The organism is Pseudoalteromonas sp. XMcav1-K, from assembly GCF_044005875.1.
Taxonomy (GTDB): Bacteria; Pseudomonadota; Gammaproteobacteria; order Enterobacterales; family Alteromonadaceae; genus Pseudoalteromonas; species Pseudoalteromonas spongiae.
Window position 1 is genome coordinate 1 of the sequence record NZ_JBIPJE010000013.1, and the last position, 10,603, is coordinate 10,603.

At 42.5% G+C, this 10,603-nt stretch carries 9 protein-coding genes and 1 pseudogene; all 10 read left to right on the forward strand.

Annotated features, from left to right (window positions below; genetic code table 11):
• Positions 1-1,154: flagellar hook protein FlgE (gene flgE / locus ACHSBP_RS00470; protein ID WP_395387924.1), on the forward strand; the 1,154-nt coding region annotated here is incomplete at its 5' end.
• 152 nt (positions 1,155-1,306) lie between these two features.
• Complete coding sequence (locus ACHSBP_RS00475) at positions 1,307-2,053, forward strand: flagellar basal body rod protein FlgF (RefSeq protein WP_010560736.1); 747 nt, start codon at positions 1,307-1,309, stop codon at positions 2,051-2,053.
• An 18-nt stretch (positions 2,054-2,071) separates the two neighbouring features.
• Positions 2,072-2,860, forward strand: coding sequence for a flagellar basal-body rod protein FlgG (flgG, locus tag ACHSBP_RS00480; RefSeq protein WP_010560735.1), 789 nt, complete (start codon positions 2,072-2,074; stop codon positions 2,858-2,860).
• 12 nt (positions 2,861-2,872) lie between these two features.
• Positions 2,873-3,556, forward strand: coding sequence for a flagellar basal body L-ring protein FlgH (gene flgH / locus ACHSBP_RS00485; RefSeq protein ID WP_010560734.1), 684 nt, complete (start codon positions 2,873-2,875; stop codon positions 3,554-3,556).
• A gap of 8 nt (positions 3,557-3,564) precedes the next feature.
• Positions 3,565-4,659, forward strand: a complete 1,095-nt coding sequence (locus tag ACHSBP_RS00490; protein ID WP_010560733.1) for a flagellar basal body P-ring protein FlgI — start codon at positions 3,565-3,567, stop codon at positions 4,657-4,659.
• 134 nt (positions 4,660-4,793) lie between these two features.
• On the forward strand, positions 4,794-5,783 hold the full coding sequence (gene flgJ / locus ACHSBP_RS00495) for a flagellar assembly peptidoglycan hydrolase FlgJ (RefSeq protein WP_010560732.1): 990 nt from the start codon (positions 4,794-4,796) through the stop codon (positions 5,781-5,783).
• Entirely contained in the window at positions 5,783-7,792 is a 2,010-nt protein-coding gene (locus ACHSBP_RS00500) for a flagellar basal body rod C-terminal domain-containing protein (protein ID WP_395387925.1), read from the forward strand. The genes flgJ and ACHSBP_RS00500 overlap by 1 nt, the downstream gene beginning before the upstream one ends.
• Positions 7,793-7,797: 5 nt before the next feature.
• Positions 7,798-9,033 carry a flagellar hook-associated protein FlgL gene (flgL, locus tag ACHSBP_RS00505; RefSeq protein WP_395387926.1) on the forward strand — a complete coding sequence of 412 codons (1,236 nt, stop codon included), beginning with the start codon at positions 7,798-7,800 and terminating at the stop codon, positions 9,031-9,033.
• 167 nt (positions 9,034-9,200) lie between these two features.
• Positions 9,201-10,022: a flagellin gene (locus ACHSBP_RS00510; RefSeq protein WP_010560729.1), complete on the forward strand. Its 822-nt coding sequence runs from the start codon at positions 9,201-9,203 to the stop codon at positions 10,020-10,022.
• 136 nt (positions 10,023-10,158) lie between these two features.
• Positions 10,159-10,603: pseudogene (locus ACHSBP_RS00515) on the forward strand (flagellin FliC); the annotation flags it as partial.

Sequence of the window (10,603 nt, forward strand, 5' to 3'; positions counted from 1 at the left end):
ATGGTGTGCAAACTACGGTTGTGGCACAACAGTTTAACCAAGGTTCATTACAGTTTACTCAGAATGCGCTTGATCTTGCGATTACCGGCGAAGGTTACTTTGCGATGACTGATTCATTATCATCGCAAGATTATACTTACACGCGTGCTGGTGCATTCAAACTTAACAAAGATAATTTCGTTGTAGATGCACAAGGGAATTTTTTACGTGGTTTCCCTGTAGACCCATCGAACGGAGATACAACATCCGTCAGTTTGAGTACGGCAACTCCGATTCAAATTCCTGATGCATCAGGTGCACCACGTGCAACCAATAATGTGTATACCTCATTTAACTTAGATGCCGGTGCAACTCAGCCTACAGTAGCGCCATTTAATCCAAAAGACTCTGCTACGTTTAACGCATCAACGTCTACGACGGTATATGATTCACTGGGTGAACCCCACGTTATGCAGTTCTATTTTGTAAAAACGGGTACAAATAATCAGTGGAATGTTCACGCTACATTAGGTGGACAGGAGTTTGATAGCACAGGTACTAACCCACCGGCAGGCCCACTGGCAACATTTACATTTGATTCAAGCGGTTTGCCTCAAGCTCCTGTTACTGCGCCTAATACCACATTTGACCCTGTTTCATTAACAGCGACTAACTTATCAAGCCTTTTAACAAACGGTGCGGCTTTTCCAAATGATGTAAATATCAATTGGCGCGACGAAGTAGGTACTGCACAGAAACAACCTACTCAGTATGCCAGCCGTTTTGAGGTAAAAGCACTTGAACAAGATGGTGCGACGGTGGGGCGTTTAACGGGTATTGATATTGGTACCGATGGTAAGATCGTTGCGTCATACAGTAACGGTGATTCAACCTATATTAGCCAAGTGTCTATGGTACGATTTGCTAATTCACAAGGTTTATCTCAGGTAGGTAATACAGCGTGGAAAGAAAGTTTAACATCAGGCGAGCCAATAGCAGGTGAACCGGGTTCGGGTACATTAGGTACGATTAATTCAAGTGCGCTCGAGCAATCTAACGTAAACTTAACCAACGAACTTGTTGATTTAATTTCCGCGCAGCGAAACTTCCAAGCAAACTCACGAGCTTTAGAAGTTAACTCAACACTGCAACAAAATATCTTACAGATCCGCTAATTTAGTTAGCGTAATTCACTTCTTTATCGGGCTGATTTTTCAGCCCTTTTTTATTCTATTTGTTATTTCTTAATAGCGTCAATTTTCAATCATTGCGATTGGCATCATTTTTGCTCTACCTAACTATTAGTGATCATTTTTAGGTCGAGTCGATGGATAAATTACTTTATGTCGCTGCATCGGGCGCTAAACAAAATATGCTGGGCATTGCAGTTAAAGCTAATAATTTAGCTAATGCAAAAACCACTGCGTTTAAAGCTGATTTAGAGCAAGCTCGTTCTATGCAGGCTTTTGGTGAAGGCTTGCCAACACGCGTGTTTGCGATGGAAGAAAGACCGGGTTCACGCTTGAGTGCTGGAGCCTTATCTATGACCGGACGTGAACTTGATATTGCAGTTGGTGAAAACGGTTGGCTCGCTGTGCAAGATGCAAATGGTGACGAGGCCTACACTCGTTCAGGCAATTTACGCATGAGTGAAACAGGGCAGCTATTTACAGCTAATGGCTTACCAGTAATCGGTGAAGCGGGGCCTGTTATTTTGCCAGTGCCGATTGAAAAAGTACAAATTGCCAAAGACGGCATGATCCAAGTTAGGCCGCAAGGCGCACCAGCAAATTTTATTGAAGATATCGACCGCTTAAAGTTGGTCAGTGCGTATGGTGTTCAACCTTTAGAAAAAGGGTTGGATGGCTTGTTTAGAAATAAAGATGGGGCGGAACTGGATACCGACCCAAATATGACAGTAACCAGCGGTGCATTAGAAATGTCTAATGTGAACCCAGTTGATGAGATGGTGGGAATGATTTCACACCAACGTCAGTTTGAGTTGCAAGTCAAAATGATGAAAACCGCAGAGAAAATTGACGAAAGCCAAAGTTCTCTTATGCGAATTTATTAATGGTTTTTGGAGGTTAGTATGCATCCTGCATTGTGGATCAGTAAAACAGGTATCGATGCGCAGCAAACCGATACGTCTGTAATTTCAAATAACTTAGCAAACGCGAGCACCGTAGGGTACAAAAAAAGCCGTGCGATTTTCGAAGATTTGCTTTATCAAAACATTAATCAGCCGGGGGGGCGCTCATCGCAAGATACGCAGCTGCCATCGGGTTTAATGTTAGGTGCGGGTTCTAAAGTAGTTGCCACGCAAAAGAATTTCTCACAAGGAAATATGCTAACAACTGATAACTCGATGGATTGGATGATTCAAGGTCAGGGCTTTTTTGAAGTTGCGATGCCGGACGGTAGTCTTGCCTATACGCGAAATGGCCAATTTACTACGGATGAAGAAGGTCGCATTGTAACATCGGGCGCGGGTTATCCATTGCAGCCAGAAATGAATGTCCCTGACGATGCACAGCAGATTATTGTATCGCAAGATGGCGAAGTGTCAGTACGTATCGCTGGGCAAGCAGACAATGCAGTAATTGGTCAGCTCACCATTTCTGATTTTATTAATCCATCAGGTCTTGAGCCTATGGGACAAAACCTCTATACAGAAACCGCAGTAAGTGGCGCACCTGTGCAAGGTAACCCGAGCGTGGATGGACTAGGTGTGATTGTGCAGGGCTCTCTTGAAACATCAAACGTGAATGTAACCGAAGAGTTGGTAAATCTTATTGAGACGCAGCGCGTTTATGAGATGAATTCAAAAGTCATCTCTTCGGTTGATGAAATGTTGAGTTACATTAATCAGCAGCTTTAATAGGTGGTTAGCATGAGTAAGTTACTATTAACATTGATCGGCAGCGTACTTTTAAGCGGTTGTGTGACAACAGCAAACCGCTTCGTCGAACGTGATGATCCGTATTATGCACCGCTGTATCCTGAAGATACCGATGTGTCGCAGGTAAACACGGGGTCACTTTATAATATACATTACTCAAATGACCTTTATTCAGACCAAAAAGCGCTGCGCCAAGGTGACATTATTACCGTAGTGCTGAGTGAATCAACTCAGGCGTCAAAAACTGCAAAAACGGAAACTGACCGAGAAACGGACTTTGCACTATCACCGGTTACTGGATTTGGCGGTAATGCAGTTACGATCAATGGTGATGCGTTGCAATACGGTGTTGGTTCAGAGGGCTCATATAAAGGCGATGCGAAGTCAGATCAGTCAAATAGTCTAAACGGTAATATTTCAGTTAATGTGATGCGTGTATTACCAAACGGTAATTTAGTTATTCGCGGTGAAAAGTGGCTTACGCTTAATACCGGTGAAGAATTTATTCGTTTAGAAGGCATCGTTCGTCCGAAGGATGTTAGTGCTGACAATATGGTGATGTCTACCCGTATTGCAAACGCACGTATTCAGTACTCTGGTAAAGGGGCACTGGCAGATGCACAAGAAGCAGGCTGGTTAGCCCAGTTCTTCTTAAGCCCATTAAACCCTTTTTAGGAGGTCGCATGCGTAATTTTGCTATTGGTTTTATCGCGCTTCTTAGCCTTTTTAGTTTCCCAACAACAGCAGAACGCATTAAAGATGTGACTGTTGTTGAAGGGGTACGTAGTAACCAGCTTGTTGGTTATGGTTTAGTTGTTGGTTTGCCTGGCACAGGTGAAAAAAGTAGCTTTACCGAGCAAAGTTTTAAAGCCATGCTAAGCAGTTTTGGTATCACGTTACCAGCAAACTTAAAGCCTAAGATTAAGAATGTCGCAGCAGTAGCTGTACATGCAGATTTACCGCCGTTTGTGAAACCGGGTCAAACAATCGATGTAACCGTATCGTCAATTGGCAGCGCATTAAGCTTGCGCGGTGGTACATTAATTCAAACCTTTCTAAAGGGCGTTGATGGCAATGTGTATGCAATTGCACAAGGCAGCATGGTGGTTAGCGGATTAGGCGCCGAGGGTGCTGATGGCAGCAAGGTATTAGTAAATACACCAACTGTAGGACGTGTTCCAAATGGCGCGATTGTCGAACGTGCGGTCGCATCGCCGTTCAACCAAGGTGATCACATTACATTTAATTTGCACCGTCCTGATTTTTCTACTGCAAAAGCCTTATCTGATACGATTAACGATTTAGTAGGCCCAAATACTGCCACAGCAATGGATGCAGCGTCGGTTAAAGTGTTAGCGCCACGCGACCCAGCGCAGCGCGTAGCTTACCTTGCTACTTTAGAAAATCTTGAATTCGAACCAGCTGATAACAGTGCAAAAATTATCGTTAATTCGCGTACAGGCACTATCGTGATTGGTAAAAATGTTACTTTAGAACCCGCAGCAATCACCCATGGTGGATTGACTGTCACGATTGCAGAGCAGCAAAACGTTAATCAACCCAACGCACTTGCTGGTGGGCAAACGGTTGTTACCGAACAAAGCATTATTGATGTTGCCCGCGATGATACCCGTGCTTTTGTGTTTGACCCAGGTGCGAGTTTAGATGATCTCGTGCGAGCGATTAACGAAGTCGGCGCGGCGCCAGGTGATTTAATGGCAATACTTGAAGCGTTGAAAGAGGCGGGCGCAATAAGTGGCCAACTAATCGTGATTTAAGTTTACAGATTGTTACTTGAGCCCTGCATTGCAGGGCTTTTTTGTTTAGTGCTTTAATTTGATTTCTTTGGCTTGATTTTTGCATTGGTTTATCAGTGTGTTTCGTAGCCAATTTATTGAATGAGAGCTGACTTATGGATGGTAACAACATAAATCATCAACAAAGTTTCTTTGACTTGAGTAACTTAGATTCTTTACGTCAAGAAGCGCTGCAGGGCGATCCTGATAAAAAAGCGCTTAAGCAAGTCGCAGCTCAGTTTGAATCGATTTTTACCCAAATGCTATTTAAAAGTATGCGTAAAGCCAACGAAGCATTTGAAGACGAAGATAGCCCGTTTAATGAAAGCAGCGTTAAATTTTATCGTGATATGCACGATCAACAGCTTTCTATGGAACTTTCACAAAGTGGTGCATTAGGGCTTGCCGATATTATTGTCCAGCAACTTTCACCCACGCCAGGAAAATACACCCCTGCAAGTTTGTTTTCATCAAGCCAAATTGCGCCAATGCAAAAGCCTTCATTGAATACTGCAAATACAGATTCATCAAAACAGATAAATACTACAGGTGAAGAAACAGCCTTTGATAATGAGCAGTCGTTTGTTTCTGAGCTTTGGCAGCACGCTAAAAGCGCAGCTGAAAAAATAGGGTTAAGTCCTGCTGTTATGTTGGCGCAATCTGCGCTTGAAACAGGCTGGGGAAAACATGTGATTACTAAAAGTGATGGGCAAAGCTCAAATAATTTTTTCAATATTAAAGCTGACCGCGCATGGCAAGGTGATAAAGCTGCTAAAGCTTCGCTTGAATTTGAACAAGGCGTCGCTGTTAAAAAACAATCTAATTTTAGAGCGTATAACAGCATTGCTGAAAGTTTTGATGATTTTGTTAACTTTTTACAGCAAAACCCACGCTATCAATCAGCACTTAAAACAACGTCAGACCCATCTCAGTATCTTGATGAATTACAAAAAGCAGGGTATGCCACTGACCCTAATTATGCAGACAAAATTAAAGATGTGCTAAAGCGCAGTGAATTTACGCAAGCACTCAACGCTGTCGCTTCAGGAATAAATGTAAACGATATGATGAAAAGTTCGATAACAAGTTTAGGAGGCACTAACTAATGTCTTTTAATCTACTTAATATTGCAAACTCAGGTGTACGTGCAAGCTCAGAGTTACTGCAAACTACCAGTAAAAACATTACCAACGTCAATACCGAAGGTTATGTTCGAGAGCGCACAGAACATAGAACACTGTTCGATAATCAAGTTGGACTTGGGCAAACTTTCCGCTTAGTGAATAGTTTTGCACAAGAGCAGCTTAATCGCGATATTTCCAATGCGGCTTTTTACAACCAAATCGTTAGCGAGTCCGCGCGAGTAGATAGTCTATTTGCTGAAGAGTCTAATAGTCTCGGAACGAGCATCAACTCGTTGTTTGGCTCGTTACAAGATAGTTTAAACCAACCATCGTCTAATGTTAGCCGTTCCCTGTTTTTTAGTAATGCCCAAGGTTACATCGATCAGCTTAACCGATTATCGGGTATCGTTTTTGATCAAAAAACCATCGTTAACGATCAGCTCGAGATCTATGCGAATGAAGCTAATTCACTTATCACTAAGATTAGCGAGCTAAACTTATCAATTGCATCGGGAACATCGGGGCCTGATGGCAGTGCTCTAAATAGCACTATCAATCAGCGTGATTTGGCAATTAAAGAGCTATCTGAATATATAGACATTGAAACACTTGATGGTCCAAATGGTGAAAAACTGGTGTTTATGGGCACGGGTGAAGCTGTTGTAATGGAAGATGGCGCGTTTAACTTATTTTCACTTTCTGGCGATCCTGATCCTAATTTTAAAGATTTAAAATTAGATGTGGATTCAGGCAAAGCCATTCCGCTTGAAGTGAATACCAGTGTACTAAAAGGAAAAATTGGTGGGCTACTAGCTTACCGTGAGGAAATACTGATTTCGTCACAAAACAAGTTAGGCCAATTGAGCCTAGCAATGGCGGATGCATTCAATCAGCAAAATAGGCTTGGATTAGACGGTGATGGTGAGCTTGGCGGCGATTTATTTACCATTCCAACCGCTGGAGCCTATTCCTATGCAGCAAACACGGGGACGGCCCAAATAAGTGGAACCATTGAGCCGGGTAAAGGCAGTGAATTACCGCCAAATGATTTTTTAATTGAATATACAGCAGCGAACCAAATTACAGTTACAGCGCTTGATTCATATGGTGATCCAATTGGTACACCTATTGTTGCAGCTGTCGCTGCTGGGCAGGCTAATTCGGGCACAGCAGTAGGCGGAGAACTTTTTGGTTTGCAAATTAATGTAGGAGCTGGCGCTGCGGTTGGTGATAAATTTGAACTTAAACTTAACTCAGAGGCATCGACGAGCTTCGAGCTTGCAACCATGCGACCGGAAGATTTAGCGTTAGCGTCACCGATACGCACTAACAGCGACTTAGCCAACAGAGGGTCAGGTAATATAGCGTCAAGCACTGTTTCTGACACCACTGCACCAGGATTTAATCCAGGTCCTCCGCCAGCTTTAGCTAATGGCACCATTACACTAACTAAAACGGCAAACCCTAATGAGTTTACAATTACAGATGGTGCACCACCCGTAACGAATACGGTTGTTTTAACACCGCCTTATGACAATGTTTTGGCACAAGCAGGTGCACCATACAATACCTATGGTTTTGATTTTAACCTTGAAGGTATAGCAGAAACGGGTGACTCATTTACGATTGAGTTTAATACTGATGGCTTTGACGATAGCCGAAACGGTCTTTTACTGGCAGAAATTCAAAATCGAGAGTTAGTTAGGTCAAGTGCTATCGTAACCAATGGTGATAACCTCACTAAGATTAATGAAGCATACGGTAATATAGTGACTGATGTTGGTATGAAAACTGCGCAAGCTAAAACCAATCAAGTGGCATTTGATGCGTTAGCTAATCAATCTAATGCGTGGTATGAGTCGATTTCAGGTGTCAATTTAGACGAAGAAGCGGCTAATTTATTACGTTATCAACAATCTTATGCAGCAGCGGCAAAAATCTTAAGTACCGCAAGCACAGTATTTGACACAATTCTTAATGCAGCGAGGTAGTCGAGATGCGTTTATCGAATAATATTATGTATCAAAATAGCCTCGATAGTATTTTAAGTGGCCAAGAGAAACTTGTAGATTCTCAACTAAGAGTGAATACGCAGAAAAAAGTACTAACAGCAGCGGATGATCCCGCCGCTATGGCACAAGCGAACTTGATTACGAAAAAACTAGAACTGAATGACCAGTTTGACAAGAATATGAGTTTCTTGCGCGGGCGCTTAGAAGTAGAAGAAAATGCGCTAAAAAGTATGAATACGCAAATAGAGCGAGCACGCGAACTTTCTATTCAAGCTGGTAATGGTGCATATACTCACACCGATCGTGAGGGTATTAGTAAAGAATTAGCTGAAATTCAAAAAAGTTTACTTGATTTGATGAATACGCGCTCTGAAGATGGGCGTTTTATTTTCTCTGGTTTTCAAGATAGTAAAGCGACTTATTCTTACGATAGTGCTAGTCAAACTTATACATACAACGGCGATCAGGGTAACCACTCGATTCAAGTTGCTACTTCAACTTATATTCAAGCTACTGACAATGGCGCAGATTTGTTTGAAAAAACCAAAGCGCGGCTAAATGTTGCCAGTAATGCGATGACGATATTGCCTGGGGCAATTACCGCGGGCAGTGTGTATGTTAAGCAACAAGCTGAATTTGACCAATTTCACGCTAACTATTATGACCCGCTTACACCCGCAAATAATACTTTCAATGTAGTCGTTACGGCTGGCGCACCAGATCAGTACGAGATCAGACAAAATGGCTCGCCACTGGTACCTGCTGTCACAGGAGACTTTACCGGTGAGTCAATAGAATTTGTTGGCATGGAGATATCGCTGCAAGGTGCTGCGCCAGGGCAAGCTGATTTTACATTAGAACCTCCAACTAACAAGAACATTCTAAACACATTAGAAGAGCTTATTTCGGTACTTGAAAATCCTGCAAGTACGCAGGTTCAGTTACAAGAGACGCTTGCAGATTCAGTTGTTGAATTAGATAATGCGCAAGAGGCAATTACTTTCACCCGGGCAAGTATTGGGGGGAGATTAAATGCCGTTACAAGGAATGAAAATGCCAATTCTGGAGAGGAAATAGTAAACGTTGCCACTAAGGCAAGTTTGTTAGAGGCCGATATGGCTGAAGCAATCAGCGAGTTAAAGAAAAATGAAACCGCGCTACAGGCCGCTCAAGCGACATTTGGCCGAGTTTCAGGATTAACTTTGTTTGATTACATATAAGTTGGCACGTTTAATGCTTTTAAGTTAGTGCGTCAAAGACGCAACTTAGTGCAAACGTTAAAGTTCGCTTTAACAAAGCACTTCCCGTCATGAGAGCCGGGAGTACTAACAGTAGCGCAAAGAAGGAGAGAGCTTTGCGCCACTGTATTCTAACTTAGGAGAAAAAAATGGCTTTATATGTAAATTCCAATATAACGTCACTTAATGCTCAAAGGCAGTTAGCGAACTCAACCAATGCATTAAGTACATCGTTCCAACGTTTATCATCAGGTCTTCGTGTTAATAGTGCAGCAGACGATGCGGCAGGTTTGCAAATAGGTACTCGTTTACAATCGCAAGTAAATGGTGCAAACCAAGGTGCACGTAACGCAAATGATGGTATTTCACTGTCGCAAACAGCAGAAGGCGCTTTAGAAGAAACAACCAACATGCTACAGCGTATGCGTGTTTTATCCATTCAATCGGCAAATGGTTCAAACACTGATTCAGACCGTGAGGCACTGCAAAAAGAGTTTTCTGAATTACAATCTGAGATTGATCGCGTTGCAACTGATACAACATTTGGTGGTGTAAATATCTTAAATGGTACTTATGACACAGACTATCAAGTCGGCCCAGATGCCAATCAAACGATTCAAGTGAAAATTACCACTAATATGAATACAACAGGGCTTGCACTTTCTGATGATTCAATCAGTACTGCAGCTGGTGCTCAAACTGCAATCGCAGCGCTTGATGATGCGCTATCGACAGTTAATGCAGTGCGTGCAGATCTGGGTGCGAAACAAAACCGCTTTAGTTCAACTATTCGTAACTTAAAAAGTGTTGCTGAAAACGTTTCAGCGTCAAAATCTCGTATTATGGATACGGACTTTGCAGCAGAAAGTGCAGCATTGGCGCGTAATCAGGTTCTACAACAAGCATCAAGCTCAATGCTGGCCCAAGCTAACCAACAACCTCAAATCGCGTTGTCACTACTTCAGGGATAATCGCTTTAAAGCCCTTGATTTATCAGGGGCTATAAATTTTATTAACTTTTCTCTAAAGTCATCCCCCTTGTTGTCGATATCTTAATCAAACGAGTTGTTTGGCGGTCAATACCGCAGATAGAAGAGGGCGAGAATCATGGCTTTATATGTAAATTCAAACATCACATCATTGAACGCACAGCGTCAATTATCGAATTCAACAAATGCGTTAAGCACGTCTTTTCAGCGTTTATCATCAGGTTTACGTGTTAACAGTGCAGCGGACGATGCGGCCGGTTTACAAATTGGCACACGTTTACAATCGCAAGTAAATGGTGCAAATCAAGGCGCACGTAACGCGAATGATGGTATTTCACTAGCGCAAACAGCAGAAGGTGCACTAGAAGAAACGTCAAACATGTTGCAACGTATGCGTGTTTTATCGATTCAATCGGCGAATGGTTCAAACACAGATTCAGACCGTGATGCACTACAAAAAGAGTTTGCTGAATTATCGGCAGAGATAGACCGTGTAGCAAGTGATACAACGTTTGGTGGTGTAAACATCTTAAATGGTACTTACGATACAGACTATCAAGTAG